The sequence below is a fragment of the Hyphomicrobium sulfonivorans genome (genome assembly GCF_013306565.1).
GTDB classification, from domain to species: Bacteria; Pseudomonadota; Alphaproteobacteria; order Rhizobiales; family Hyphomicrobiaceae; genus Hyphomicrobium_A; species Hyphomicrobium_A sulfonivorans.
Genome location: NZ_PZPO01000002.1, coordinates 159,380 through 185,553 on the forward strand (window position 1 = coordinate 159,380; position 26,174 = coordinate 185,553).

The following is a 26,174-nucleotide window of genomic DNA, read 5'->3' on the forward strand; positions in this document are numbered from 1 at the left end:
GGTTCGCTTGTAGGCACGTGTCTCGGGCTCTAAAGTACGGCGCGAAATCAGGGTGCCGGTTTCCGACAGGAAAGTACGGTCAAACGAAAAGATTAGGGGCGTTCTGCCAGTCCGCGCGGAAAGCGGAACACCCTATGCGGCTGCCCATCTGCTTCGCACGGAGAACGACGCGCTTTGAACTACATCTCGACCCGGGGTGAAGCACCCTTGCTGGGCTTTGAAGACGTTGTGCTGGCGGGACTGGCCCGCGATGGTGGGCTGTATGTGCCGGAAACGTGGCCGACGCTCTCGCCTGAAAAGATCGCGTCGTTTGCCGGTATGCCGTTCGCCGATGTGGCCGCTGAGGTCATCGCGCCATTCACCGGCGGCGCCATCACCCGTGACGAACTGCGCGCCATGGCGGCCGACGCCTATTCCGGCTTTGGCCATTCTGCTGTGACGCCGCTTGTGCAGATCGGCCCCAACCGTTTCGTGCTGGAGCTGTTCCACGGCCCGACGCTTGCGTTCAAGGATGTGGCGATGCAACTGCTCGCCCGCCTGATGGAGCGCGTGCTGGCTGCGCGCGGGCAACGTGCCACCATCGTCGGCGCTACTTCGGGCGACACTGGCGGCGCGGCGATCGAAGCTTTCCGCGGCTCGCCCCATGTTGATGTGGCGATCCTGTTCCCCGAAGGGCGTGTGTCGGATGTGCAGCGGCGCATGATGACGACGCCAACGGAAGGCAACGTTCACGCCATTTCCGTGCGCGGCAACTTCGATGATTGTCAGTCGCTCGTGAAGGCGATGTTCAACGATCACGGTTTCCGCGACCGCATTTCGCTGGCGGGCGTCAACTCCATCAACTGGGCGCGCATCGCGGCACAGGTGACATATTACTTCGTGGCCGGCGCGGCGCTGGGCGCGCCTTTCCGTCCGGTTTCGTTCGTCGTGCCGACCGGCAACTTCGGCGATATCTTCGCCGGCTATGTCGCCAAGCGCATGGGTCTGCCGATCGAGAAGCTGGTGATCGCCTCGAACGTCAACGACATTCTGCCCCGCACGCTGGATAACGGCGCTTATCAGATGCGCGGCGTCGTCGCGACGTCATCGCCATCAATGGACATTCAGATTTCATCGAACTTCGAGCGCTACCTGTTCGAAGCATCGGGCCGCGACGCCCCGTTCATCCGCGCCAAGATGAGCGCGCTGCGTGAAACCGGCGGCTTCGACCTCGGCCCGGTGAAAGACGCGATGCGGCGCGAGTTCGGTGCGTCGGCGGCCAGTGAGCAGGACGTGGCGGAAGCTATAATGCGTACGCGGGCAGCGACCGGCTATGTCGCCGATCCGCATACGGCGTGCGCGATTGTTGCCGCTGAGCGTGTTCTGGGCGAAGGCGGTGCGCCGCAGGTCGTGCTTTCCACTGCGCATCCGGCCAAGTTCCCCGACGCGATGGAGGACATCACCGGCGAGCGTCCTGGCCTGCCGCCACGGCTCTCGACGCTGATGACCGACAAGGAGCGGTTCACCACCATCGACAACGACATTGCCGCCGCGGAGGCTCATGTGGAGGCGCTGACGCGCGCAACCGCGGAGCGCACCTGATGCCGGTTGAAATCACGACGCTGTCGAACGGCCTGCGGGTTGTGACCGATACTATGCCGCGGCTTGAGACAGTTTCGCTCGGGCTATGGGTCGGCACCGGGGCGCGCCACGAGAGCGAGCGCGAACACGGCATCTCGCATTTCCTTGAGCACATGGCGTTCAAGGGCACCGGCACACGCACGGCGCAGCAGATCGCGGAAGAGATCGAGGCGGTGGGCGGCGACCTCAACGCCGCCACCAGCATGGAGACCACCGCCTATTACGCGCGTGTGCTGAAGGGCGACGAGAAGGTTGCGCTGGGTATCATCGCCGACATCCTGCGCAATTCCGAGTTTGGCCGGCCGGAGTTGGAAGGCGAACGGCAGGTTATTCTGCAGGAAATTGCTGCGACGCGGGATAGCCCGGACGATATGGGCTACGACTTCCTGCACGACGCGGCATTCCCGGGCCAATCGGTGGGGCGGCCCATTCTCGGCACGCCGGAAAGCGTCGGCCGATTTACATCAGGGGATCTGCGGCGGTTTTTGGGGCGGCGCTATGGCCCAGCCAACATGGTGATCGGCGCCGCTGGCGCTGTCCGCCACGGAAATCTGGTTCGCCACGTTGAAGCCCTATTCGGAGACTTTGCTGACAAGAAGCGAACAACCCGCGAACGGAAGGCCAAATATGTTGGTGGCGTCCGTTTTTCGGAGAAATCCTTTGAGCAAAGCCATCTTCTGATCGGGTTTCCCAGTCCATCCTATCAGGACGAATCATTTTTTGCGGCTCAGGTGTTCTCGGGCCTGTTCGGTGGGGGCATGTCGTCCCGTCTGTTTCAGGAGGTGCGTGAGAAGCGCGGGCTTTGTTATGCAATCTACTCCTCGGCCTGGAGTTTGAGTGACACCGGGTTGTTTGCGGTTCATGCGGCAACGGGCACGGGACTGATGACGCAGCTCGTCGACGTCGTGGGCGCTGAGTTCAAGCGTGCAGCCGAGCAGGCGCCGACGACAGCGGAGCTTGAGCGTTCCAAGGCACAGCTCAAGGCTGGGCTGTTGATGAGCCTGGAGAGTTCTTCGGCCCGCGCCGAGCAGGTGGCCCGCAACGTGATGATGCATGATCGTGTGCTCACCAACCGGGAGCTGATGGATAAGGTTGACGCCGTAACCGCGGAGGAAACGCGGGCGTTTGCGGCTAAGCTGCTATCGAACAAGGCGTCGGTATCGCTTGTTGGAAGTGGGAAGCGCTCGCGAAAATACGCCGAGCTTGCGGCTGCTACGGTCGGCACGTAGCGCCTGTTAAGGGGGACACAGCCGATGGCATTCCTGCGATCCAGCAGCATTCCGGACGTCAGCATTGCGCTGCGCGGTCGCGGCGTGTGGCTGCGGGCGCCGGTTATGGCCGACTATGTTGCGTGGGCGGAACTGCGCGCCGTCAGTCGCGACCACCTGACCCCGTGGGAGCCGCTGTGGCAGCGCGATGAGCTGTCCCGCAGCGCCTTCCGTCGCCGTGTGCGCTACTATCAGCGCGAGGCGCGGGAGGACATGGGCTATGCCTTCCTCATTTTCTCCGAGGCCGATGATGAACTGATCGGCGGCCTGACCATGTCGAATGTGCGTCGCGGTGTGACGCAGTCGGCCGTGTTGGGCTACTGGATGGGCAAGCCGTTTGCCGGTCGCGGTTACATGACTGAAGCGGTGCGTGCGGTAGTGAATTTCGGCTTCGAGACGCTGCACCTGCACCGGCTGGAAGCTGCGACGATGCCGCACAACATCGCTTCCATTCGCGTGCTCGAACATAACGGCTTCCGACGTGAGGGCTTTGCGCGGGGCCTGTTGAGAATAAACGGCGCTTGGGAAGATCACGTTCTGCATGCTCTCCTGTGTGATGAAGTCCCCCGTGATGTGGGCCTGGAGGCGCAGCTGGAATGAACGATCACTGCGGCAATACCATCGGACATCGAAGCGCGTTCGCGAGCGGCCCCCGTTCGGGCGTCGCTGGCTGGCTGATGTTCGTTGCCGCGATGCTGATGCTGCTTGCCTCGCTGTCGGGCCGCGCGCTGGCGCTTGGGCCTATTGCGATTGACCCTGAGCAGGATCGGCTGGAACTGACTACGCTGGGCGAGTTCTATGACGCGCGCGGCGATAGTCTGCAGGTTGAAACGGCGCCGGCCGCCGATGGCATGTCGGGCCGTATGTCCGTGTCGGCCCGCACTCCGGGCACCAGCCCTAACTGGGTTGTGTTCGCGCTCACTAATCCGACTGACAAGCCGATCGAGCGCTGGCTGACGGCGGCCCGCTACAACATCGTCGGTTCAGGCGCGGTGTGGCCCGATCTGGACGCCAAACGCATCGAGGCGGTGACGCCGTCGATGGGCTTCATTCCCGAGCGCATCAAGAGTGACCGCGCCGACATCTTCCGCATCACCATCGAGCCCGGCCAGACGGTGACGTATGTGGTGGAGCTGGCGGCCGATCGCTTCGCCCGCATCTATCTCTGGAAGCCATTTGAATACGAGCTTTATTCGCGCGATCGCCAGTTGATGAACGGCATCATGCTGGGCCTTACCGGCTTGCTGGCCATCTTCCTCACCGCGATCTTTGCCGCCAACCACAAGGCTATCTTCCCGAGCGCTGCGCTCGTTGCATGGTGTGTGCTGGCATATCTGTGCGTCGACTTCGGCTTCTTCCATAAACTGTTCCAGCTTAAACCCGAGGACAACGCCGTCTATCGAGCGGCGAGCGAGGCGGCCGTCGCGGCCAGCCTCGTCGTTTTCATATCGGTGTTTTTGCGCATCGCGTTCTGGCATGGCCTGATACGCATGCTGTTCACGGTGTGGATCATCGCCCAGCTCACGCTGGTCGCGGTGGCGATAATCGATCCGCGCCTCGCTTCGACGTTTGCGCGCATGTCGTTCCTGGTCATTGGCGGCGTCGGCGGAGCGTTCGCTCTGTTCCTTGCCGTTCGCGGACAGGATCGCGCGCTGTCGCTTATCCCGACGTGGATTCTGTTCCTGATCTGGATCTTCGGCGCCTCAATGGTGCTGACGGGCCGCATCTCTGGTGATGCCGCTGTGCAGGGCCTTGTCGCCGGTCTGGTGCTGATCCTCATTCTCATCGGCTTTACGGTGACGCAGTTTGCGTTCCGATCGCTGGAGCCGCTGTTCGGCACCACGCCCAGCGAGCTGCAGTTGCGCGCACTTGCTGTCGATGGCGCCGGTTCTGCGGTGTGGGAATGGAGCGCACGGCGCGATGAAGTGAAGGTCAGCCCCGCCATTGAGGCGTCGCTGGGGCTCAACCCGGGCGAGCTGTGCACGAAGGTCGACGACTTTATAAAGCACCTGCATCCCACGGATCGGGAGCGTTTCCGCACTATTCTATGGTCGGTGCAGGAGCGCACCTGGGCGCGCATCCGCACCGATTTCCGGATGCGCCACACCGACAACAGCTATCGCTGGTTCGAGCTTGAGGCGGCGAGCGTTCCCAATGCTGACGCACGCTCAATGCGCTGCGTCGGTCTTGTGCGCGACGTCACTGACGCCAAGCGCGCGCATGAGCGGCTGTTGCACGATGCCGTGCACGATAGTCTGACCGGCCTGCCCAACCGCGAGCTGCTGCTTGACCGGTTGGGTGTTGCCATCACGCGCACGAAAACCGAGATCGGCGTGCGGCCCAGCGTGATGGTCGTCGACATCGACAAGTTTAAAAGCGTCAACGTCTCGTTCGGGCTTGTCGTCGGCGACAGCCTGCTGCTTACCATCGCGCGGCGTCTTCAAAGCCATCTCGGCCCGCATGATACGCTGGCGCGTGTCGGTGGTGATCAGTTCGCCATTCTGATGATTGCGGGTCAAAGCCCGCAGGACATGGCCGGCCTTGCTGAGCGCGTCCGCCGTTCGCTGCGTGCGCCGATCAAGATCGCCGGACAGGAAATCGTGTTGACCGGTTCAATCGGCATCGCGGTTTATGATGGCGCGACGCCTTCGCACCTCGATCTCTACAAAGAGGCTGAGATTGCGATGCACCGCGCCAAGCGTGGCGGTGCCGACCGGATTGAGATCTTCCGCCCCGATATGCGATCGGATCGAGACGATCGCGTTGCGCTGGAAAATGATCTGCGCAAGGCGCTGGCCAAGAACCAGATCAAAATTTTGTATCAGCCGATCATCTACCTGCCGACCGAAGAACTCGCCGGGTTCGAGGCGATGATCCGCTGGGAGCATCCCAAGCGCGGCTTGCTTGCGCCGGAGGATTTCATCCCGGCTGCGGAAGAATCCGACCTGATCGTGCGTCTGGGATCGCACGTGTTGTTGCGCGCGGCGCAGGATGCTGCGCGTTGGCAGCGTGAACTGCCGCGCGATGAGCGCCCTCTGTTCGTTTCGGTGAACATCTGCAGCAGCCACATCTTCCAGCAGAATCTCATCCAGGAAATTCGCCACATCCTGGGCCGCAACATTGTGCCGAAAGGCACGTTGCGACTTGAGATCTCCGAGAGCCTGGTGATGGAAAACCCCGAGCGGGCCACGGAAATTCTGGAGTGGCTACGCGGCGCGGGTGCTGGGCTGGCGCTGGATGAATTCGGCACTGGCTATTCTTCGCTGGCCTATCTGCAGCGCTTCCCGTTCGACACCATCAAGGTTGATCGTGCGCTTGTGCAGGCGGGCGGCGACAGCGGCAGCGCGGGCTCGGCCATTGTGCGCTCGATTGTGGCGCTGGGACATGAGCTGGGCAAAAGCGTTGTCGCTGAGGGCGTGGAAACATCCGAGGATGTCGCATTCCTGCGTTCCATAAGCTGCCAGTACGCGCAGGGCTTTTACTACGGCGAGCCGATGGCGGATCGCGATGTGCAGCAGCTTCTGAAGATGGTGCGCACCGCCGAGCACAAGCTGCGTCCGCGTGGTCTGTTCCGCAACAAGGTGAAGTCGAAGTCGCGCAACAAGGGTCAGCCTGGTGCTGATGAAGCGCAGGCCGATGTTGCTGTTGCCGCCGTCGGTAATGCAGTGGCCGCCAACGGCGCCACGCCACCGCCAAGGCCGGGAAGCAACGGTATATTGAGCGCGGCGATGCCGGCGGCAGGCGCAGGTAACGCATCGGGTGGCCCGTTGCGCTCCCGCATCCGCACGCAGCCGCCAGGAGGCAACGGAGCGGGGCCAGGGCGTGGCGTGCGTCCGCCACCTCCAGCGCCGGTGGCGCTGACCAACGCCGATATCTCTGCCGCGATGGCGGAACTTGTTGCATCATCTGCGGGCGGCGCATTGGCGACGTCCAATGCTGCGATACCGCCGGGCGTGATGCCAAACGGCGGTGGTGGAATGCCGCCGCGATCAGCGCCGAACCCTGCTGGCAGCATGGCCCCCGACAACGCTCATCCTTCGCAGCAGCCAGTTCTGCGCGGCGGGCATGATCTCGCTCCACCGCCTGGACCGGGCGCATCGCAGACGCGCAGGGATGGGATGCATCCGCCCGCTCCGTCACCTGCACCAATGCCTATGCAGGCGATGAACCAGGATGCAATTGCGCATGGCGTTGGGTTCGCTGCGGCGCCTCCTTCGGCCATGCCCAACGGTGGACGTCCCGTTGAACACCAGCAGGAGCCGGCTAAGCGGCCTGATTTCACGCCACCGCCCGCGCGCTCGCCAACACCAATGACGGAAGCCAGCGCATCGCCGTTCGATGCGTTTGTCGATCCGCCGTTGGTGCATGCCGCCGCCCAGTCGTTTGCGCCGCCTGCCTCCGGTGCGCCGATGGAACCACAGCAGCGTCATGCCGGTGGCGTTGAGGGCAATCACGCGCAGCATCAGCAGAACGGTCAGATGCCGCCGCCTCAGCACGGCAATGAATCTATGCCAACGGCTGTGACGCCAGCGCCGGGCAATGCGGCTGCATTTGCGCCGCCGCCGCAGAATGCACCGACAGATGCACCTGCGCGCCGGACACCACCTGATTTTGCAAGCTTGCCGCCAACGATGGCCGCAAGCCTAGCCAAGCTCGCGGGTGTGCCGTGGCCGCCGCGTGAGGAAGATGAGCGCGAGCTGGCCGATCATGCGGCGGGCGGAAGCGCGCCGCCACCGCGTCAGAGCTGATTACTGACTGCGGATCGCAGGTAAGCCGCGCGCGGCGGCGCGTGCGCCAAATTAGCGATTGGCCGGTGCAGGTGATGCCTGGATGTTAGCCTGCTCACATCTCGCGCGGGGCCGGAGCGCTCAGCGCGTTCCGGCCACCTGTCTCGCGGTGTGTTCGCTGCTCGCCTCAGGCGTGTCCGGCGTCGCTGACCAGATGTGAGGGATCTACGCCCAGCTTCGCCAGTGCGCGCACATACTTGGTTTCGAGATTTGGATCGAAGATGATGTCGGGATCGGCCGGACAGCTTAGCCAGCCGTTAGCCTGGATCTCGCTTTCAAGCTGACCGGGTGACCAGCCGGCATAACCGAGCGCAAGTATAGCGCGATCGGGTCCGTCGCCAGAGGCGATGGCTTTCAGAATATCGACGGTAGCCGTCAGGCACACGCCGTCCTCGATCGTAAGTGTGGAATCGTCGGCGAAATAGTCATCGCTGTGCAGCACGAATCCGCGACCGGTCTCAACCGGACCACCAACCTGGATCGCCATGTTGTTGATCTCGCCGACGCCATCCTCATCGGTTTCGGCGTCCAGTATCCCCAAACGCTCAAGAAGGTCGGGGAAGGAAATGTGCGATGCGCGTTGATTGATGATCAGACCCATGGCGCCCTCGGCGGAATGGGCGCACAGATAAATGACAGAGCGCGCAAAACGCGGGTCTGACATTACCGGCATGGCAATCAGAAGCTGGCCATCAAGATAACCATCTTCCAAGTCCCAGTTTGTATCGTGATCTATGCTCATGCCCCGACATTACCGTGATCGCCGCGCGGCTGTGAAGCGGGCAATTGCCCTCCCGGTTCAAACCGGTGCCGGAAGCGCTTATATGGCAGGTGTTTAGACTGGGTTGTAATCTGGCTACATGGATAGGCTGTTACAACGCAAGGCAACGCCTTCGCCCCGGAATATTGCTGAGGAACTCACAGCCATGCGCAGCAAACGGAATTTTCTGCAAAGTGCATTTGTCTGCGTAGCTGCATTTTTAGCAGCGGCAACAGCCAGCGCAGAGGTCGCTTCTGACTGGGCCGAAGGCCACTATTCGCGCACGCGCCTCATCGGCGGCGGCGGCCTGATCGGTGTTGAGCTGGAACTGCCGGAAGGCTGGAAAACCTATTGGCGATATCCGGGTGAAGCGGGCGGCGTTGCGCCATCGTTCGATTGGTCGAAATCATCGAACCTTGAAAGTGCCGAGGTGCTTTATCCGGCTCCGCTACGAATGTCCGACGCCGGTGGCGAGACCATTGGATACAAGGGCAGCGTCACGTTTCCGGTGCGGCTGAAGGCGAAGGATCCGGCCAAGCCCATCGATGTCCGGCTCGGGTTGGAGTATGGCGTATGCAAGGACATCTGCATTCCCGCCGAAGCCCAGCTTGCGCTGACACTGCCCGCGAACAGCAATGCTGAAACAAGCGAGCCACTGATTGCAGCGATGTCTCGCATTCCCGCGACGCCCGATGCGAGGCGTGAGAACGATCCGCTCATCAAGCGGGTGACGCCGGAGCTAGCGGGCGATAAACCGCGCATCGTGATTGAAGCGCAGATTCCCGGCGGCACCGATGGCGTGGATGCGTTTGTAGATGCGCCGGGCGGGTTTTACGTCCCGTTGCCGAAGCAGATAGCTGCCGGCCCCGATGGAACGGTTACGTTTGAAGTCGACTTGTCCAGGGATGTCGACGTCGCCGATTTCAAGGGCAAGCCGCTGACCGCAACAGTTGTGTCCGGCAGCGGGCAATCTCAGATGACGTTTTCATTGGAATAGAGCGTCCGGGCGGCGCATCGAAAAGCGCAAGCGCCGTGACGTGTTGCAACAAATCCAGGAGGAGACAAATCAATGGCAATCAAAGTCGGCGACAAGCTGCCGGATGCAAGCTTTGTGGTGATGACGAGCGACGGCCCGGCTGAGCGCTCAACCGGCGATGTGTTCGCCGGCAAAAAGGTGGCGCTGTTCGCCATCCCCGGCGCCTATACGCCGACGTGCCAGAACCAGCACGTGCCCGGCTTTGTCGATCGCGCCGAAGAACTGGCGGGCAAGGGCATCGACACCATTGCCTGCACGGCGGTGAACGACGTGTTCGTGCTGTCGCACTTCGCCAAGGACACTGGCGCTGAAGGCAAGATCGTGATGCTGGCCGATGGCAACGGCGACTTCGCCAAGGCGATTGGGCTTGATCTCGACCTCACCAGTCGTGGTTTCGGTGTGCGTTCGTCACGCTATGCGATGCTGGTGGAAGACGGCGTCGTGAAGGTGCTCAACGTCGAGGACATTCCTCCGCAGCATGACAAGTCGAGCGCGGCGACGCTGTGCTCCATGATCGATCGCTCGCTGTAACGGCGTAAATTCGCGACGGCCTGCGAACAGAGTGCTTCCGGAAAAGCGGGAACCGGTTTTCCGATGAGAAGCACGGCAAAACAAACGGCTGGAGTCTTTCCGCGATTCAAACGAAACGACTGAAAGTCTCTAGGCAAAAGGGGAGCTGAAAGGCTCCCCTTTTTTGTGTGCTCCGGTGCGATCGCGATGGCCTGCATCATTAAGCGCGGCTGCGCTTGCCCGGTTTGAAGTCTTCCATGCCGAGGCGTGCAAGTTCGTCAGCGCGCTCGTTCATTGGGTGGCCAGCATGGCCCTTGACCCAACGCCAATCGATTTCGTGAATACGGCGCGCTTCATCAAGTCGCTGCCACAGATCGGCGTTCTTCACCGGCTTTTTGTCGGCGGTGCGCCAGCCGTTGCGCTTCCAGCCGTGTATCCAGGCCGTGATGCCGTTCTTCACGTATGCGCTGTCGGTGTGCAGTTCCACCTGGCTTGGACGCTTCAACGCTTCCAGCGAGGAAATTGCCGCCATCAGCTCCATGCGGTTGTTGGTGGTTTCGGCTTCGCCGCCGAAGATTTCCTTGCTCGTCTCGCCATAGGTGAGGATAGCGCCCCAGCCGCCGGGGCCGGGATTACCGGAGCAGGCGCCGTCCGTGTAAATGATGACAGGCTTCGGATCGCTCATTGCGCGCTGTCTCCGAGACCATATTCCGCGATTGAGCTGACACCCTGATGGAAACGCAGCTTGCGAACGTATTCCATCGGGTTCTTCGGGCTCACCAACGCGTCCTTCGGCGTGTTCAGCCAGTCGTAGGCGCGCGTCAGCAGAAAGCGCGTTGCAGCACCGCGCGCCAGCGTCGGCATGGCGGCGCGCTCGGCATCGGTGAGCGGGCGTACGCTTTCATAACCGCGCAGCAGCGCGCGCCCCTTGGTGATGTTGAACGCGCCGTCCTTTTCAAAGCACCAGGCGTTGAGGCACACGGCGATGTCGTAAGCCAGTGCATCGTTGCAGGCGAAATAGAAGTCGATCAGGCCGCTCAGTTCATCGCCGATGAAGAACACGTTGTCGGGAAACAGGTCGGCGTGGATGACGCCTTCGGGCAGGTCCTGCGGCCAGTTTGCTTCCAGATAATCGAGCTCGCCTTCAATCAGCGGGGCAAGATCCGGCACGATGCCGTTCGCGTCCGGAGCGAACTTATCATACAGCGGCCGCCAGCCATTTAGCCCAAGCGCATTGGCGCGCCGGATCGCAAAGTCTTCGCCGCCGCGATGCATTTCCGCCAGCGCACGGCCGACATGCCCGCAGTGTGCCGCCGTTGGCTGGCGCACCCAGAAGCCTTCAAGGAACGTCACCAGCGCTGCGGGGCGGCCGGAAAGCTGACTGAGGTTTTCACCCTCAGCATTGCGCACCGGCGTCGGGCAGGTGACGCCGTTCTCCGCCAGATGCTCCATCAGGCCGAGATAGAACGGCAGATCCGAAACCTCGACGCGCTTTTCGTAGATCGTCAGGATGAACGGGCCTTTCGAGGTGTGCACGATGTAATTCGTGTTCTCGACGCCCTCCGCGATGCCCTTGAACGACAGCAGCTCGCCCAGGCCGTAGCTGGCAATAAAGCTGGCCAGCTCTGCGTCGCTGACTTCCGTGTAAACAGCCATTTTTATCTTTCGAAGATCGGTGGCGAAGATCAGGTGGCAGCGGGTGCCGGGCGCAGTTCACGCGGTACGTTGAAGGCGATGTTCTCAACCGCTGTGGTCACGGTTTCGACGGTGACATCGTACCGGGAGCGGAACGCATCGACGACTTCCTCGACAAGTTGCTCGGGCGCTGAAGCACCGGCAGTTATACCGATCGCCGACAAAGCTTCCAGCTTCGCCCACGGGATATCCGCTGCCCGTTCAATCAGAAACGCAGACTGGCAGCCCGCACGCTCGGCCACTTCTACCAGTCGCAGCGAATTGGAGCTCTTGGGGCTACCGACCACCAGCAGGCTGTCGATCTTGTGTGCGATGGACTTCACCGCCGCCTGGCGGTTGGTGGTGGCATAGCAGATGTCTTCCTTGGCCGGGGCGGCAATGGCGGGAAAGCGGCGGCGCAGCACAGCGGCGATGGCAGCGGTGTCATCAACGGAAAGCGTCGTTTGGGTAACGAACGCCAGCTTGTCGGCATTCTCGGGCTGGAATGCTTCGGCGTCCTCGGTTGTTTCGATCAGTGTCACGGCACCCGGCGGCAGCTGACCCATGGTCCCTACAACCTCGGGATGGCCGGCGTGTCCGATGAGCAGAATCTGCAGGCCGTCCGCGTGCAGGCGCGCGGCTTCGATGTGAACCTTGAACACCAGCGGGCAGGTGGCATCGAGCACGAACATGTTGCGCGACTTGGCTGCAGCCGGCACCGACTTGGCCACCCCGTGTGCCGAAAAGATCACGGGTTGATCGGTCTCTGGAATGTCGGTCAGCTCTTCCACAAAAACGGCGCCTTTGGCCCGCAGGGAATCGACGACAAATCGGTTGTGTACGATCTCGTGACGAACGTAGACGGGCGCGCCGTATTTGGCCAAAGCCAATTCTACGATTTGAATGGCCCTGTCGACGCCGGCACAAAAGCCGCGCGGGGCCGCCAGATAGACAGTCAAGGGCGGTCGCTGATCCAGCGGCTGGGACGGGGGCGCTGACGATGGTGATGCGGCAGACATTGCTTTCTCTGTCTATCCCGAAGCAACTTGGCGCAATGCGCTTGGTCCGGTTCGGTTAGGGGTGGTAGTATTGGTAGACAATAATACAGGAAGCCTCCACCGCTGGCCTAGGGCTTTGGCCCATTGCGGATCAGAAGGGGCCAACACAGGGTCAATCCGGGGCACGATGAGGCTAGCCGTATTTAATGCTGCGCGCACGGGGGTGTGTGCGTCTCTGCTGGCACTCGGTGCGGTGTCGCTGGCTGGGTGCGGCATATCTTCCATCACGTCCGGTCTCGGTGGCGGCATGTTCGGCGGCGGGTCTTCCTCGCAGACCACCGGTGCCACCGGCGTCAGCGAAGAACAGCTACTTTCCGCCGCCAAATCCGACGGCGGCAGCGGCTCCGCAGTCGGTGAGGTCGCGCATGGTTGTCCGCGTTTGAGCATATCGCCTCACGGCGGCCATCTGACCATCTACGAAAATGGTCGTGCCGGTGACGGCCTTGCGATCATGCATCGCGGTGAAATCACCAAGACCGCACGCGAATGCCACATCGAGCCCGGTAGGGTAACGGTGCGCTACGGCTTCTCCGGCCGTGTGCTGCTCGGTCCGCGCGGCCATGCCGGCAACGTGCGCCTGCCGATCAACGTTGTAGTCACTGACGCCAAACGTGCCCGCATCAGCGGCGATTCCGTCAGCGTCGATGCGAGCGTCGCGGTCGACAATCCGATTGGCTATTTCTCGACAGTGCGCTCGGTAACGTTTGATATTCCTGAGGGCACACGCCCTGGCGAATATGAAGTGTTCGTCGGCTTTGACCAGAACGCCCAAGGCGCCGGCTAATAACGCATTTGCAGAACCCGGGCCGCCTGATGTCCCGGAGCATTGTGCGTTGGCGCTGAGCTCCCGACTGGAAACGGAGCGCTTCAGCCACATCGCAAGATGCACAATTGGCCTTCGCTGTTTGCTCTGAAAGCCACATCCTTTTGTGTGGTGAGCCGAAAACGGGAGCCTGCGTTCGCAGCGCCGATGTTCTCAGATTTTTTGGCGGTATCCGTCCAAGGGCAGCGATGGCGTTTCTCTGCTGACGGTCACCGTCGATGGTCGTCGAAGAGCAGAGAATAACGCCCCGCTCCCTTGTGATCACGTTAGCTGGTGCCGACGTTGTTGCCCTCGAAGGTCTGCCAGCGTGTAGCTTTCCTTGCAGGCTTCTCTGCCCGCTGGGCGCACACTGATGCGCGTTCCACTGAACTTGGAAGCGGGCAGGGCAGCGAGACCGACCGACTCTTATGGGGCCGCTTCTACGACCGAAACGCAAAACAAAAACGCCCCGGACGGTGAGGTCCGAGGCGTTTGAATTTGTGTAGCGAGTGTAAGGATGAAACGGGCGAACCCGCACAATCCGTTAGTTCAGCTTGCCACCCAGATCCTTGATCCCTGCTTCGATCAGGCCGGCTGCGGTGGTCGCCGCAGAAGCCTTCGATTTCAGGATTTTCTCAGCGGCTGAAATTGCGTTCTCAACCGCGGACGAGCGCACATCGGCGATGGCCTGAGCTTCCGCCCGGGCGATCTTTTCTTCGGCAGACTTGGTGCGACGTTCAACCGATTCGGTCAGAGCCTCACGGGTCTGCGCTGTCAGCGCCTCCGCTTCACGCTTGGCCTGCTCGAGGATTTCCTTGGCCTCGTTCTCGGCTTCGCGGCTCTTGCGCTGATAGTCGGCCAGCAGTGCCTGCGCTTCGTCACGCAGGCGGCGGGCTTCATCCAACTCGTTCCGAATGGCATCGGCTCGCTGGTCCAGCGTTTTCCCGATGATTGCCGGGACCTTGTAGTACAGCACCAGAGCGACGAACCCGAGGAACGAGATCATCACCCAGAAGGTCGGATCGGCTAAATCGAAATGCATCGGCGTCCTCACTAGGCTGCTTACTGCAGCGCGTTCTTGACCTCGGCGGGGCTTACGTCCTCGCCGAGAAGCTTGCCGACGACTGCGGTCGCGGTTTCAGCGGCGATATCATCGACGCTGGCCAAGGCCTTGGATTTGGTGGCGGCGATGCGCGCCTCCGCTTCCGAGATCTTGGCAGCCAGTTCGCTCTCGACCCGGTTCCGCTCGGCTTCGGTGTCGGCCGCGAGACGATCGCGGACGTCCTTGGCCATCGAAGAAGCCTTCTGACGGGCATCGGCCAGCGCCTTTTCATAGGCGGCAAGCGCGCTGTCCGTCTCGCCCTTGAAGCGTTCGGCGGCGTCGAGATCACGTTGAACGCGATCACGACGCTCCTCAAGCACTTCACCAATGCGCGGCAGCGTTGAGCGCGACAGGATCAGGTAAAGGATGACGAAGCTGACCGCGAGCCAGAAAAGCTGCGGGGCAAAGTTCGCCGGGTTGAGCTGTGGCAACCCGCTTGACCCCTCCCCGTGCGCAGCCGCTGCGGCGGCTACGACGAGAGCTGAGACAGCTGCGATCATGCTATCCTCCTAAGCGCGTGTTGGTCCGTTGCCGATTAGGCGAACAGGATCATCAGCGCGATCAGCAGGCCGAACAGGCCGGTCGCTTCGCAGAGAGCGAAGCCGATCAGCAGGTTGGTGAACTGACCGGGAGCGGCAGACGGATTGCGCAGAGCGCCAGAGAGGTAGTTGGCAAAGATGTTGCCGATGCCGATACCAGCGCCGATGAGCGCGAAGCAGGCGAGGCCGGCACCGATGAACTTAGCTGCCTGAGGATCCATGGTCGTAGTCTCCATAAGGGTTTTTTGCTGGGATCAGGTACGATGAAGTCCGGCCCGGGCGGACCCGTTGACCGGACTTCATAGCGTCAGTGTTCGTGCATGTTCACTGCGTCGTTGAGATAGATGCAGGTCAGCACGGTGAAGATGAATGCCTGAAGGAAGGCGACGACGAGTTCCAGACCGGTGAATCCAACAAGGAACACCAGCGGCGCCCAGCCACCAAGAACGCCCAGACCGACGACAAAGCCGGCGAAGACCTTCAGCATCGCGTGTCCAGCCATCATGTTGGCGAACAAACGAACCGAATGGCTGATCGGGCGGATGAGATAGGAAATCAGCTCGATCACCACGATGATCGGAAGCAGCCAGAACGGCACGCCCGACGGCACAAACAGCTTCAGGAAGCCGGGGCCATGGTTCATGAAGCCGATCGCGGTGATGACCAGCCAGACCATTGCCGCAAGGGCGAAGGTCACGATGATATGGCTGGTGACGGTGAACGAGTAGGGCAGCAGGCCCAGCATGTTGACCGTGAGAATGAACATGAAGATCGTGAAGATCCACGGGAAATACTTCATCCCGCCTTCGCCGACGATGTCCTTGATCATGTTGGCTATGAATTCATAGCTGAGCTCGGCGATCGACTGTAGCCGACCTGGCACGAGAGCCCGGCGATTCATGGCGAAAAGATAGAAGAGCGGGATCAGCACCACTGCCAGAACCATGAACAGCGACGCGTTAGTGAACGATATATCCCATCCGAACAGTTCCAGCGGAATGATCCGCTTGATTTCGAACTGTTCCATAGGACCATGTCCGGCTGCCACGGTCGAATCCCCTACCTGTCGTCTTCATCGTCGTCCGGTACGGACGGCGATGCAAGCTGCGATGCTTGCTGTTTTGCCTGTTCCTGCCGTGCAACCCGGATCAAATTCGAAAGCCCTGCGGCAAAGCCGAGGATTACGAACAGAACCATGAACCACGGCCGCGTATTGAGTTGGCCGTCAATTGCCCACCCGATAAACCCACCGACGCCTACACCAGCAACCAGCTCCGCGGCAAACCTAAAAGCCTTGGCGAAAGCTTCGCCCCGGGCCTTGTTGGTATCCGCACGGCTTACTGTGGATCGGCGGGTCTGGACATCATCCAGTCGCTTCCCGATAGCAGCCGAGCGCTGGCGAAACGCCTCGCGTTCCTCAGGGCTGATTTCGCCTTGTCCCGGGGGTAGGTCTTTCCCTTCTGAGGACATGGTTTCACCGGCCCGATTGTGTTTCTGAGGCGTCCCAAACGGCAGGTCTTATCAACGGCGCGCACCATAGTGACGCCCCCTAGGGGTGTCAAGAAAACGCGGCCAAGCTTTGGGGTGCGTTTGGGTACGGCGAAACCGCGCAGCCGCAATGGCGGTTGACACTAGCCGGCTCCACGCTTGCGCAGCAGGAAAACTGCCTTTTCTCCCAACAGGTTCTGCAGCGAGATCGACTTGCGAATCGGCAGCCGCTGACCGGAGGTATTGAAGGCCACGGCCTGCTCAACCTCGGCATCGATCAGAGCAACCAGATCGACGAAATCCTTAATTGTGCACAGGTGTGCATCCGCTGTCGTGTACCAGGGCTCCGGCAGGTTGCGCGTTCGCGGCATGCGGCCGGTGAACAGCAGCTCGGTCCGGATGCGCCAATGGCCGAAATTCGGGAACGACACGATCGCGCGATGGCCGATCCGCAGCAGGTTCTCCAGCACGGTTTTGGGTTGCCGGGTGGCCTGGATGGTGAGGCTCAGGATGGCGTAATCGAATGCCTGATCCGGATAGTCGGCCAGATCCCGGTCAGCGTCGCCCTGGATGACCGACAGTCCACGCATCACACAGGCATTCACCTTCTCGCGCGAGAGCTCGACGCCGCGACCGTCAGTGTTCTTGGTTTCAGCCAGCAACTGCAGCAGTGCGCCGTCACCGCAGCCGACGTCCAGCACGCGTGAGCCGGGCTCGACCATTTCGGCGATGAGCTGATGATCGACGCGCGACGTTCCCGGATATTGTAAGGCTTTTTGCATCGCGTCAGACCTTCAGACCGCGCTTCACGCCCGCTGAGCTAAGGAAACCGTGGATGGTGGCGAAGAATTCCGGCTCTTTCAGTAGAAAGGCGTCGTGACCCTTGTCGCTGTCGATTTCGACGAAGGAAACATTGGCGGCAACTGCATTCAGCGCATGCACGATGGCGCGGCTTTCGCGCGTTGGGTAGAGCCAGTCGGAGGTGAAAGAAACCACGCAAAATCGCGTTTTTGTGCCGCGAAACGCATTCGCCAGCACGTCGCCGCGACTGGCGCCGAGATCGAAATAGTCCATCGCCCGCGTGATGTAGAGATAGCTGTTGGCATCGAAGCGGTCGACGAACGTCGAGCCCTGATGACGCAGATAGCTCTCCACCTGGAAGTCGGCGTTGAACGAAAACGTCAGCTGCGAACGGTTCTGCAGGTTGCGGCCGAATTTGTGGTGCAGCGCGTCTTCCGACAGATAGGTGATATGCGCAGCCATGCGCGCCACGGAAAGCCCGTTGCGCGGCACCTTGCCGTGGGAATGATAGTCGCCGCCGCACCAGTCCGGGTCGGCCATCACTGCCTGGCGGCCGACCTCATGGAAGGCGATGTTTTGCGATGAGTGTCGCGGTGCGGTTGCGATCGGCACGGCCGAAAACACGCGCTCAGAGTGGCTCGCCGCCCATTCCAGCACCTGCATGCCGCCCATCGATCCGCCAACGACGCTGAAAAGCTGGTCGATGCCGAAGTGATCGATCAGGCGCACCTGCGCATTCACCATGTCGCCGATGGTGATGACCGGGAAATTCAGCCCGTAGGGTTTGCCGGTCGCGGGATCGATCGATGCCGGACCGGTTGAGCCCATACAACCGCCGAGAATGTTGGAGCAGATGACGAAGTAGCGGTTGGTATCCACCGGCTTGCCCGGCCCCACCAGTGTCGACCACCAGCCCGGCTTTTTCGTCACCGGATGCTCGGAGGCGACGTACTGATCGCCTGTCAGCGCATGGCAAACCAGAATGGCGTTGGATTTGTCAGCGTTGAGCTCGCCATAGGTCTCATAGGCGATGGAGATCGGCGCCAGCAACTGGTCGCATGCCAGCCGCAGCGGCTGATCCTGCGGCAGACGCAGCACCTTGCTGGACGGGTTGTTTGCTTCGGTCAGCCGTTGGCGAGACCCGCTACCGGTGTCGGTATTCGCAAAATTCGGGGGCACCGACATTGATCCGCGCACTCCAGGCCCCGGCATCAACCGAGGCATAAAAAAACCGGCCGGATATTGAGGACCTAGAAGGCCGCCTCATCCGTTAACCGGGTGCGCGCGGCCCTTTTTAGCGACTTATTTAACGTGGTTGCAAGCCGGCCGGCCAAATCACCACGACATCTGACATCGAAATATCGGCATGGGCGCCTTAACGTCAAGTGTCGGGCCCTGCACATCAGATCGCAGCGTCAATCAACGCCAGTCTATTGGCGTGCAAAGCTTTGCGTTTCGCTTTCGGCGTCTGTATCACTTCCCGCGCCTGAAAACTAAAGGCTCCATACATCCGGAAAGCCCGCAATGACCCTCGCTGCGCCCCAGCCCAAGCCCGGCATTCTCGAAATCGATCCCTACGTGCCAGGCGAAAGCAGCCTGCCGGCTGGCATCAAGCCGATCAAGCTGTCGTCGAATGAAACGCCGTTCGGCCCCAGCCCGAAGGCGGTTGAAGCCTATCGCTCCGCTGATGCTGCACTTGAGCGATACCCCGACGGCGCGGCGACCAAGCTGCGCGAGGCGATCGCGCGCCGTTACGGCCTCAATCCTGCGCGTATCATCTGCGGCGCAGGCTCCGATGAGCTGCTGACGATGCTGGCGCATGCCTATCTGGGCGAAGGTGACGAGGCCATCTACACACAGCACGGCTTTCTGCTGTATCGCATCATCATTCTGGCCAACGGAGCAACGCCCGTCGTCGCGCCCGAAACCGGTTTGCGCACCGACATCGATGCCATTCTGAACCGCGTGACCGAGCGCACCAAGATGGTGTTTCTCGCTAACCCGAACAATCCGACCGGCACCTATGTGTCGTTCGACGAGATCCGTTCGCTGCGCGCGCAACTGCCGCCGCATGTGCTGCTGGTGCTGGACGCGGCGTATGCTGAATACGTCCGCCGCAACGACTATGAAGCCGGCATCGAGCTTGTCGCGACGACGCACAATACAGTGATGACGCGCACGTTCTCGAAAATTCACGGCCTTGCAGGGTTGCGCATCGGCTGGGGCTATTGCCCGGAAGCGGTGGCCGATGTGCTCAATCGCATTCGCGGTCCGTTCAACCTTTCCGTGCCGTCGTTGTTGGCCGGTGCTGCCGCCATTGAAGACAGCGCGCACGAAGAAATGTCAGTGGCGCACAATGAGCATTGGCTTGCGTGGCTGACGGGCGAGATCGCGGCGCTGGGGCTGAAGGTGACGCCGAGCGTTGCCAACTTCATTCTGGTGCACTTCCCGAATGAAGGGGCGCGCACTGCGAACGAAGCTGATCGCTATCTGAAGCAGCGTGGCATCATCGTGCGCAAAGTCGCTTCCTACGGGTTGCCCGATTGCCTGCGCATCACCATCGGCTCAGTGGATGACAACCGCGCCGTAGCAACGGCGCTTACGGATTTTATGGCGGGCAGTGTATGAGCGAGCAGCAAACCACCGCGTCGGCTTCTGCAGCGCCGATGTTCAAGCGCGTGGCGTTGATCGGCATCGGCCTCATTGGCTCGTCGATCAGTCATGCGATGCGCCGTGGCGGACTGGCAGCCGAAATTGTCGGCAGCGCACGCACGCCTGCAACGCTCGAAACTTCACTGCGTCTTGGCCTGATCGACAAGGGATATGCCTGCGCAACCGAAGCGGTTGAGGGCGCAGACCTTGTAATTCTCAGCGTTCCTGTCGGTGCGTGCGGGCCGATCACGGCTGAGATCGCGCCGCATCTGGCCAATGGTGCGATCCTCACTGACGTCGGTTCGGTGAAGGCGCAGGTGGTGCGCGACATGGCTCCGCACGTGCCTGCTGGTGTGCACTTTGTGCCAGGGCATCCCATCGCGGGTACAGAGCAGTCCGGTCCGGAGGCGGGCTTTGCGGAACTGTTCGACGGCCGCTGGACGATCCTGACGCCTACGCCGGACGTGGACGATGCGGCGGTCGAAAAGCTGCGCACGTTCTGGGAAGCGCTGGGCGCCAAGGTTGAAGTGATGGACCCGAGCCATCACGACATGGTTCTGGCTATCACCTCGCACCTGCCGCATCTGATTGCGTTCAACATCGTCAACACGGCTGAAGACCTTGGGCGCGTTACCGACAAGGAAGTGATCAAGTTCTCCGCCGGTGGTTTTCGCGATTTCACCCGTATCGCGGCGTCCGATCCAACCATGTGGCGCGATATCTTCCTCGGCAATCGCGACGGTGTCATGGAGATGCTGCGACGGTTCTCGGAAGATCTCGATGAACTGAAACGAGCGATCGAAGCCGGTGATGGCGATACGCTGTTCCGCCGCTTCACTGAAGCGCGAGCCATTCGGCGTGGCATTGTGGCGGCCGGTCAGGATACATCGGCGCCGGACTTCGGCCGTGCGCACAAGGTTGCGCAGCCGGGCGATAAGCGCGCGGACGCAGATGCCGACGCGTCAAGCGCGTCGGGTGGAACGGCAGCGAGCGGTAGGTCACGCAGTTGAGCAGACGCGGCCAGCACGACCTCTGGATCTTCGCTTACGGCTCGCTGATGTGGCGGCCGGGGTTCGAGGCGGAAGAAGTCGTACACGCGCGTTTGACCGGCTGGCGCCGCAGCTTCTGCATCTATTCGCGCTTCCATCGCGGTTCGCCACGCAGGCCCGGTCTTGTGCTGGGGCTTGATCGCGGCGGCGTGTGTGAAGGGCTTGCGTTCCGTGTTGCGCCCGAAGCGGAACGCGAAACGCTGCGCTATCTGCGTGAGCGCGAGCAAGTTGCCAGTGTCTATCGCGAGGCCCTGGTGCCGCTCACGCTGCTTGAGCGTGATCACACCGAAGTGCAGGCGCTCGCCTATCTCGTCGAGCCGGCGCATCCAAGCTATGCAGGCAGGCTTGCGCTGGCGGAGCAGGCGCATCTGGTCCGCGGTGGCATTGGCCGCTCAGGCAATAACATCGATTATCTCGCCAGCACCGTGGCGCACCTTACCAAGCTTGGCATCCGCGAGCGCGAACTTGAGCGCTTGATGGGGCTTGTTGGGACCTACGCGAGTCGTGGCCCCGGCAACCGGGATACGCGCGCCAGTGCCATTGCGATGGGGCGGGAATTCGAGCGCAGTCCAGTAAAGGTGCGGCCGCTGCAATCGGGCGACGCGCAGCGCTTCTGCTACCGCTCGGTACTGAGCGCGCGCCGCAGCTGAGCGGCTCGGGGTTGTCGCATCGATAGCGATCAAGTTGGGTGCGCCGCTGGCGCGACCCGGGCGTTGTCGCCGCGGGCGCAAGGTGGAGACAAGACGCGCGGATCGCATCGAAAGCCACGCAGCCGAGATTCTCGGGCTCGTCGCCTCCAAGGTCGACATCATACTTTACCAGAACACTTCGGCGGGTGTTTCGAAGCCCAGGCATCATCTGGGGCGCGTTGTAGTTTGCAATGACGCGGGCGAGCTGTCGCGCTGAACCCCGCCCGCGGCCAGATCCGACTTGCGCGGCAATGCGCGCCGCAAGCGCAGGATGGCATTTTCAACGCGATGGATCGGCCTCCCTGTGGCCGATGTCGCCGCGGCGGGCTAGGCGGTGCTTAGCTAGGGCACGTGAACGCATTCCCAGGCGATGCCGCGATTATTGCTTTGGCCGCGCCTATCGCCGGTGATGCTGTGGCCGGCTTTCGCAAATCTACTGAAATCCTTGTGCCGATGTGGATGATTTCACAGTGTTTCGCGCGCTCATGGCGTGGACGTGGCCTGGCGGCCTGAGCACCGACGGGTTGACACCGCAGCGCTGGAGGATGCGGGAGCGGGTTTAGTTCAGCCGCTATCGCGGTTCGTGTTCGCCTCTAGCTGCGCAGGTTTTCAACCTCTTCGCATTGGCAGAGATCTGGCTCAGCATGGAATGCTGTCGCGAAGAGCGATCCAAGAGATTCGATGCTGCCGGAGAAAGCGGCCGCCCCAGTTGCTGACAGTGTCGCGCTGTCACCTTAGCCTTTTTGATGCGATCGATGCTTCATACTGCGGCTTCGTGGGTCTAAAGCGTTCAGGCGCCAATGCCGCGCATCGGATCGCGCGCGTTTCCACGCGCGCAGTTCAGGCAATACCGGACGAGAGAGCTGCTTGCTTCGCGTTGAAGCCACGTCTTGAGGCACGCAGCTAACGCGTCTGTCTGGGTGACCAAATATTTCGACAAGCCGGGTTCAGTGGAGGCGATTGGAGCCCGCACTCGCTACGTTCAGCTCAGTCTGTGCCTGGGCCGTGCGCAGATCGAACTCAATCAACTTGCTGATCTTGTTCGACGGTGCCAGTAGGTGGACATGCACCTCGTCGGCGGCGAGCTCGGCACCGCGCTGACGAATTTCTGCGAGGTTCAGAGTGTCAGCCTCGTGCGTCACGCGACCGATAGCAAGCGCTTCTGCGCGGCCGTCTTCATGTCGGCGAACAAGCACATAATTTGCGGCGGGCAATGCCGGGCATTCACGCAGGCTGTAGATGTGATGCACATAGCGCTTGCCTGAAGCGCCGGCCCAGAAGTGGAAGCTTGCTCGCTCCTTCGCGAGCGCGGCTTTCTCAGCAACTTCCCGGTTAGCTAGGGTTCGCTGTGCCCGATACACGGCCAGCTCAATGATACGCGCAACCATTACTGATGTTCCCTTCGCGGCCTTGCGGCGCGCGCTGTGTTCGACGCTCTTTTCTTTTCGTGCCAGCCTAGGGTTCATTCCTTAACGATGAACGTGGTTTCGAGCTTAATTGTGGCTCGATGTCAGTGTTTTTTGGGCAAAGTGAATGCATTCTTGCGGCGTGTCGCAGACATTGATGCGCCGGCGCGGAGCAATAATTTAATTGACCGTTAGTGTCCGTTTATGGACTTTCAGCGCCAATCACCCGCAACGGGAAAATCCGCATCTGTTGCATGTCCAGCAGCCTTCTCTTTGCACGTAATCGGCGTCCGAGCAGCGCGGGCACAATTTGATGGGAGCTCGCGCAGTCTGTTCCGCTGATGGTGTGGCACTGCTGCGTGAAGGCGCGCGTTCGCTAGAACTGATCAGTGAGTGAGCAGCGTGTCCGGCAGCGGATTTCGCGGTGTCGTTATCGCGGGCCTCAGCCGGTGCCGCGCTGGAACCGCTGAGAGCACCGATGCGGCGCATGTGGTTTTCTATGACCTCGCCGATGGCAGCCAGCAGGCTGGGTACGTAGCGGCCGCCGAGCCAGTGGCCTCCCTGCGGGTCAAATACCGCTTTCAATTCCTCCGCGACGAAACTGACATCGCCGCCACGGCGGAACACCGCGCTGATCATTCGCGTGAGCGCGACTGTCCATGCATAGTGTTCAAGGTTGCGGGTGTTGATGAAAATCTCGAACGGTCGCCTACGTTTTTGTGACGTTCCCGGCACAATCTGTTCGATGTCGTTGATGGTGACGTAAATCGCGTGGTCGCTGGCTGGCCACCTGAGTTTGTAGGTTTGTCCGGACAGCACCGGCTCGCGCTGCAGCGGTTGAGCCATGTAGACGACGCCGTCGTGGCCGGCGGTGGAGTTGCGGAGAGCTGAAGTGCCAAGCTCGCGCGTCAAACCCTCGCCTTCGAAGTCATGCGTTGAGGAGAGTGGCGATGGCTCCGGCTCCAGATATGGGACTGCGGGGCGAGGCGTAGCGCCTAGTGTTGTGCCTGAAGCCGCTTCCTCGACCCCAGAATGGGGTGAAGGCGAACCGGCAGTCGATGGCATAGCAGCGGCAGCGCCGGGAGAGGGCGTGGATGGGGCAGCGGCAGCGGTTTGCTGGATCGATTGCAGGACCGACCCGGTGATTGGGTTGGGACGGTAGGTGGTGCACCCCTTCAAGCCTGAACCGTACGCGCTGAGATATACATCTTTGAAGTTATCGAACGGGATGTCTTCCGGGCAGTTGATGGTCTTGGAGATGGCGCTGTCGACATAGGGCTGCAGCGCTGCCTGCATCGCCAGATGTTCTCCGGGCGTAAGATCAGACGCCCGCACGAAGGTGGCGGGAAGTGGCGTATCTGCGCCAAAGCGTTCCCGGAAGCGAGCGTAAGCGTAGTCCTCAACGGTTTCTTCGTGGCTAGTTCCGTCGCGGGCCAGGATGCGCCGCGTGTAACGGTAATCGAACACGGGTTCAATGCCGCTGGAAACGTTGCCCGCGAGCAATGAGATTGTCCCTGTCGGTGCGATCGAGGAGAGGCAGCCATTACGAATGCCATGCTGGCGGATCGCCTTGCGCACGTCCTTGTCCAGCAGTGCAACGTTGGGCGAGGCAAGAAATGCATCGGCCTTATAGAGTGGAAATGCGCCTTTCTCAGCTGCAAGGTCGGCGCTAGCGGCATAGGCTGAGTTTTGGATGGCTGACATCCAGCTCTCCGCGGCGTTGACTGCTTCGGGAGAGCCATAACGCAACCCGCAGAAAATGAGCGCATCGGCAAGCCCTGTTATGCCAAGGCCGATACGTCGCTTTGCGAAAGCTTCATCCCGCTGAGCTGCCAACGGATAGTTGGAAATATCGATGATGTTATCGAGGAAGCGAACGGCCACCGCCACCCGCTGCCTAAGCTTCTTCAGGTCAATCCGTGCGCGATCGGTGAACGGATGCTCGACGAGCCGGGCAAGATTGATCGAACCGAGAAGACACGCGCCGTAGGGCGGAAGAGGCTGCTCTCCGCAGGGGTTCGTGGCGCTTATTTGCTCACAATAGTGCAGGTTGTTGCGCGCATTGATGCGGTCAATGAAGATGACGCCGGGCTCGGCAAAGTCATAGGTGGAGCGCATAATGCGCTCCCAAAGCGCCCGTGCTGAGACTGTGCGATACGTCTTGCCTTCGAACTTGAGATCCCACGGCTGGTCAGCGCGCACGGCGGCCATAAAGGCATCGGTTACGAGCACCGATAGGTTGAAGTTGCGCAGCTTGAGCGGGTCGGATTTGGCATCGATGAAAGCCTCGATGTCCGGATGATCGCATCTCAGCGTTGCCATCATGGCGCCCCGCCGGCTGCCTGCCGACATGATCGTGCGGCACATGGCGTCCCACACTTCCATGAAGCTCACTGGGCCGGAGGCATCGGCGCCTATGGAAGCGACGGCGGCGCCGCGTGGGCGCAGGGTGGAGAAGTCGTGACCTATGCCGCCGCCCTGCTGCATCGTGAGTGCAGCTTCCTTCACGCCGTCGAATATGGCGGACAGATCGTCTTCTATGCGGCCGAGGACGAAGCAGTTGAAAAGCGTGACTTGCCGGCCGGTGCCAGCGCCCGCGAGAACACGCCCTGCGGGCAGAAAGCCGAAGTCAGACATGGCTGAGTGGAAGCGGCTGGCCCACTTGGACCGTGCTTTCCGCCCTTTTTCTGGTGCGGCGGCGGCATTGGCTACACGCCAGAACGTGTCATCCAGCGCACCATCGATCGGGGCACCGTGTGCATCCTTAAACCTGTACTTGCTGCCCCATATTTCGCGGGAAATTGGGGCTGGAAAGTCGCCTACATCAGACATCGGACCATCCTGGCACTCATTTCTTTCAATATAGGAATGCGGGAGCTACACGTCAATCAAATGTTCCCACTATGATCGCTAAATGTTCTTGCGCAAATGAT

General features: G+C 61.3%; 24 protein-coding genes and 1 riboswitch. Of the genes, 11 read left to right on the forward strand and 13 right to left on the reverse strand.

Annotation, left to right across the window (positions count from 1 at the left end; translation table 11 throughout):
* Positions 1-174: 174 nt before the first annotated feature.
* Genes thrC through C6Y62_RS16610 form a run of 4 tightly spaced genes read left to right on the forward strand, consistent with a single transcriptional unit; the run spans position 175 to position 7,636 of the window.
* Positions 175-1,581: a threonine synthase gene (gene thrC / locus C6Y62_RS05880; RefSeq protein ID WP_068462681.1), complete on the forward strand. Its 1,407-nt coding sequence runs from the start codon at positions 175-177 to the stop codon at positions 1,579-1,581.
* A complete protein-coding gene (locus tag C6Y62_RS05885) occupies positions 1,581-2,849 on the forward strand; it encodes a M16 family metallopeptidase (protein ID WP_173953183.1) in 1,269 nt (422 codons plus the stop codon). The genes thrC and C6Y62_RS05885 overlap by 1 nt, the downstream gene beginning before the upstream one ends.
* A gap of 24 nt (positions 2,850-2,873) precedes the next feature.
* Positions 2,874-3,488, forward strand: coding sequence for a GNAT family N-acetyltransferase (locus tag C6Y62_RS05890; protein WP_173953184.1), 615 nt, complete (start codon positions 2,874-2,876; stop codon positions 3,486-3,488).
* A complete protein-coding gene (locus C6Y62_RS16610) occupies positions 3,485-7,636 on the forward strand; it encodes an EAL domain-containing protein (RefSeq protein ID WP_276509964.1) in 4,152 nt (1,383 codons plus the stop codon). Before C6Y62_RS05890 ends, C6Y62_RS16610 begins: the two co-directional genes overlap by 4 nt.
* Before the next feature lie 166 nt (positions 7,637-7,802).
* On the opposite strand, the gene C6Y62_RS05900 is transcribed toward C6Y62_RS16610, so the two are convergent.
* The gene (locus C6Y62_RS05900; RefSeq protein WP_068464919.1) at positions 7,803-8,417 is read right to left on the reverse strand and encodes a YqgE/AlgH family protein; all 615 of its coding nucleotides are present in this window, start codon (positions 8,415-8,417) and stop codon (positions 7,803-7,805) included.
* Positions 8,418-8,601: 184 nt separating this feature from the next.
* On the opposite strand from C6Y62_RS05900, the gene C6Y62_RS05905 reads away from it, so the two are divergent.
* Both C6Y62_RS05905 and C6Y62_RS05910 read left to right on the forward strand, forming a co-directional pair.
* Positions 8,602-9,432 (forward strand): protein-disulfide reductase DsbD domain-containing protein, encoded by an 831-nt coding sequence (locus C6Y62_RS05905; RefSeq protein WP_173953185.1) that lies wholly within the window; start codon positions 8,602-8,604, stop codon positions 9,430-9,432.
* Between the two features lie 72 nt (positions 9,433-9,504).
* Positions 9,505-10,002, forward strand: a complete 498-nt coding sequence (locus C6Y62_RS05910) for a peroxiredoxin (RefSeq protein WP_068464913.1) — start codon at positions 9,505-9,507, stop codon at positions 10,000-10,002.
* Between the two features lie 199 nt (positions 10,003-10,201).
* On the opposite strand, the gene rnhA is transcribed toward C6Y62_RS05910, so the two are convergent.
* From rnhA to ispH, 3 genes are read right to left on the reverse strand one after another with little or no spacing between them, the layout of a single operon-like run.
* Entirely contained in the window at positions 10,202-10,666 is a 465-nt protein-coding gene (gene rnhA, locus C6Y62_RS05915; protein ID WP_173953186.1) for a ribonuclease HI, read from the reverse strand.
* A complete protein-coding gene (locus tag C6Y62_RS05920; protein WP_173953187.1) occupies positions 10,663-11,637 on the reverse strand; it encodes a homoserine kinase in 975 nt (324 codons plus the stop codon). Before C6Y62_RS05920 ends, rnhA begins: the two co-directional genes overlap by 4 nt.
* Positions 11,638-11,666: 29 nt before the next feature.
* Entirely contained in the window at positions 11,667-12,674 is a 1,008-nt protein-coding gene (gene ispH, locus C6Y62_RS05925) for a 4-hydroxy-3-methylbut-2-enyl diphosphate reductase (RefSeq protein ID WP_173953188.1), read from the reverse strand.
* A 166-nt stretch (positions 12,675-12,840) separates the two neighbouring features.
* Here ispH and C6Y62_RS05930 point away from each other — a divergent pair, with 166 nt between their 5' ends.
* Positions 12,841-13,497 carry a hypothetical protein gene (locus C6Y62_RS05930; RefSeq protein WP_246274412.1) on the forward strand — a complete coding sequence of 219 codons (657 nt, stop codon included), beginning with the start codon at positions 12,841-12,843 and terminating at the stop codon, positions 13,495-13,497.
* Between the two features lie 562 nt (positions 13,498-14,059).
* Here C6Y62_RS05930 and C6Y62_RS05935 read toward each other — a convergent pair.
* The 7 genes from C6Y62_RS05935 to metX all read right to left on the reverse strand — a co-directional run bounded on the left by C6Y62_RS05935 (position 14,060) and on the right by metX (position 18,630).
* Positions 14,060-14,557: a F0F1 ATP synthase subunit B family protein gene (locus tag C6Y62_RS05935; protein ID WP_173953189.1), complete on the reverse strand. Its 498-nt coding sequence runs from the start codon at positions 14,555-14,557 to the stop codon at positions 14,060-14,062.
* Between the two features lie 20 nt (positions 14,558-14,577).
* Positions 14,578-15,117, reverse strand: a complete 540-nt coding sequence (locus C6Y62_RS05940; protein ID WP_068464896.1) for a F0F1 ATP synthase subunit B family protein — start codon at positions 15,115-15,117, stop codon at positions 14,578-14,580.
* 35 nt (positions 15,118-15,152) lie between these two features.
* Positions 15,153-15,377 carry a F0F1 ATP synthase subunit C gene (locus C6Y62_RS05945; RefSeq protein WP_068464942.1) on the reverse strand — a complete coding sequence of 75 codons (225 nt, stop codon included), beginning with the start codon at positions 15,375-15,377 and terminating at the stop codon, positions 15,153-15,155.
* A gap of 86 nt (positions 15,378-15,463) precedes the next feature.
* Positions 15,464-16,183 (reverse strand): F0F1 ATP synthase subunit A, encoded by a 720-nt coding sequence (locus tag C6Y62_RS05950; protein WP_068464893.1) that lies wholly within the window; start codon positions 16,181-16,183, stop codon positions 15,464-15,466.
* Between the two features lie 32 nt (positions 16,184-16,215).
* Positions 16,216-16,626, reverse strand: coding sequence for an AtpZ/AtpI family protein (locus tag C6Y62_RS05955; RefSeq protein WP_068464890.1), 411 nt, complete (start codon positions 16,624-16,626; stop codon positions 16,216-16,218).
* Positions 16,627-16,787: 161 nt separating this feature from the next.
* Complete coding sequence (metW, locus tag C6Y62_RS05960; protein WP_068464885.1) at positions 16,788-17,426, reverse strand: methionine biosynthesis protein MetW; 639 nt, start codon at positions 17,424-17,426, stop codon at positions 16,788-16,790.
* 4 nt (positions 17,427-17,430) lie between these two features.
* On the reverse strand, positions 17,431-18,630 hold the full coding sequence (metX, locus tag C6Y62_RS05965; protein ID WP_068464883.1) for a homoserine O-acetyltransferase MetX: 1,200 nt from the start codon (positions 18,628-18,630) through the stop codon (positions 17,431-17,433).
* Between the two features lie 88 nt (positions 18,631-18,718).
* Positions 18,719-18,797: riboswitch (SAM riboswitch) on the reverse strand.
* Positions 18,798-18,969: 172 nt separating this feature from the next.
* Here metX and hisC point away from each other — a divergent pair.
* From hisC to C6Y62_RS05985, 4 genes are all read left to right on the forward strand, one after another.
* Entirely contained in the window at positions 18,970-20,073 is a 1,104-nt protein-coding gene (gene hisC / locus C6Y62_RS05970) for a histidinol-phosphate transaminase (protein ID WP_173953190.1), read from the forward strand.
* Positions 20,070-21,107, forward strand: coding sequence for a prephenate/arogenate dehydrogenase family protein (locus C6Y62_RS05975; RefSeq protein ID WP_246274413.1), 1,038 nt, complete (start codon positions 20,070-20,072; stop codon positions 21,105-21,107). The genes hisC and C6Y62_RS05975 overlap by 4 nt, the downstream gene beginning before the upstream one ends.
* Positions 21,104-21,796: a gamma-glutamylcyclotransferase gene (locus tag C6Y62_RS05980; RefSeq protein WP_338074330.1), complete on the forward strand. Its 693-nt coding sequence runs from the start codon at positions 21,104-21,106 to the stop codon at positions 21,794-21,796. Before C6Y62_RS05975 ends, C6Y62_RS05980 begins: the two co-directional genes overlap by 4 nt.
* Before the next feature lie 82 nt (positions 21,797-21,878).
* Positions 21,879-22,052 (forward strand): hypothetical protein, encoded by a 174-nt coding sequence (locus C6Y62_RS05985; protein WP_173953191.1) that lies wholly within the window; start codon positions 21,879-21,881, stop codon positions 22,050-22,052.
* Positions 22,053-22,782: 730 nt separating this feature from the next.
* On the opposite strand, the gene C6Y62_RS05990 is transcribed toward C6Y62_RS05985, so the two are convergent.
* Both C6Y62_RS05990 and C6Y62_RS05995 read right to left on the reverse strand, forming a co-directional pair.
* Positions 22,783-23,223 (reverse strand): hypothetical protein, encoded by a 441-nt coding sequence (locus C6Y62_RS05990; protein ID WP_173953192.1) that lies wholly within the window; start codon positions 23,221-23,223, stop codon positions 22,783-22,785.
* Between the two features lie 240 nt (positions 23,224-23,463).
* Positions 23,464-26,073 (reverse strand): adenosylcobalamin-dependent ribonucleoside-diphosphate reductase, encoded by a 2,610-nt coding sequence (locus C6Y62_RS05995; protein WP_173953193.1) that lies wholly within the window; start codon positions 26,071-26,073, stop codon positions 23,464-23,466.
* Positions 26,074-26,174: the final 101 nt, after the last annotated feature.

Bases quoted from the DNA above. Each gene is read 5' to 3' on its own strand.
- C6Y62_RS05885 (WP_173953183.1), top strand. From the start codon at position 1,581: ATGCCGGTTGAAATCACGACGCTGTCGAACGGCCTGCGGGTTGTGACC.
- C6Y62_RS05890 (WP_173953184.1), top strand. From the start codon at position 2,874: ATGGCATTCCTGCGATCCAGCAGCATTCCGGACGTCAGCATTGCGCTG.
- C6Y62_RS16610 (WP_276509964.1), top strand. From the start codon at position 3,485: ATGAACGATCACTGCGGCAATACCATCGGACATCGAAGCGCGTTCGCG.
- C6Y62_RS05900 (WP_068464919.1), bottom strand. From the start codon at position 8,417: ATGAGCATAGATCACGATACAAACTGGGACTTGGAAGATGGTTATCTT.
- C6Y62_RS05905 (WP_173953185.1), top strand. From the start codon at position 8,602: ATGCGCAGCAAACGGAATTTTCTGCAAAGTGCATTTGTCTGCGTAGCT.
- C6Y62_RS05910 (WP_068464913.1), top strand. From the start codon at position 9,505: ATGGCAATCAAAGTCGGCGACAAGCTGCCGGATGCAAGCTTTGTGGTG.
- rnhA (WP_173953186.1), bottom strand. From the start codon at position 10,666: ATGAGCGATCCGAAGCCTGTCATCATTTACACGGACGGCGCCTGCTCC.
- C6Y62_RS05920 (WP_173953187.1), bottom strand. From the start codon at position 11,637: ATGGCTGTTTACACGGAAGTCAGCGACGCAGAGCTGGCCAGCTTTATT.
- ispH (WP_173953188.1), bottom strand. From the start codon at position 12,674: ATGTCTGCCGCATCACCATCGTCAGCGCCCCCGTCCCAGCCGCTGGAT.
- C6Y62_RS05930 (WP_246274412.1), top strand. From the start codon at position 12,841: ATGAGGCTAGCCGTATTTAATGCTGCGCGCACGGGGGTGTGTGCGTCT.
- C6Y62_RS05935 (WP_173953189.1), bottom strand. From the start codon at position 14,557: ATGCATTTCGATTTAGCCGATCCGACCTTCTGGGTGATGATCTCGTTC.
- C6Y62_RS05940 (WP_068464896.1), bottom strand. From the start codon at position 15,117: ATGATCGCAGCTGTCTCAGCTCTCGTCGTAGCCGCCGCAGCGGCTGCG.
- C6Y62_RS05945 (WP_068464942.1), bottom strand. From the start codon at position 15,377: ATGGATCCTCAGGCAGCTAAGTTCATCGGTGCCGGCCTCGCCTGCTTC.
- C6Y62_RS05950 (WP_068464893.1), bottom strand. From the start codon at position 16,183: ATGGAACAGTTCGAAATCAAGCGGATCATTCCGCTGGAACTGTTCGGA.
- C6Y62_RS05955 (WP_068464890.1), bottom strand. From the start codon at position 16,626: ATGTCCTCAGAAGGGAAAGACCTACCCCCGGGACAAGGCGAAATCAGC.
- metW (WP_068464885.1), bottom strand. From the start codon at position 17,426: ATGCAAAAAGCCTTACAATATCCGGGAACGTCGCGCGTCGATCATCAG.
- metX (WP_068464883.1), bottom strand. From the start codon at position 18,630: ATGTCGGTGCCCCCGAATTTTGCGAATACCGACACCGGTAGCGGGTCT.
- hisC (WP_173953190.1), top strand. From the start codon at position 18,970: ATGACCCTCGCTGCGCCCCAGCCCAAGCCCGGCATTCTCGAAATCGAT.
- C6Y62_RS05975 (WP_246274413.1), top strand. From the start codon at position 20,070: ATGAGCGAGCAGCAAACCACCGCGTCGGCTTCTGCAGCGCCGATGTTC.
- C6Y62_RS05990 (WP_173953192.1), bottom strand. From the start codon at position 23,223: ATGGTTGCGCGTATCATTGAGCTGGCCGTGTATCGGGCACAGCGAACC.
- C6Y62_RS05995 (WP_173953193.1), bottom strand. From the start codon at position 26,073: ATGTCTGATGTAGGCGACTTTCCAGCCCCAATTTCCCGCGAAATATGG.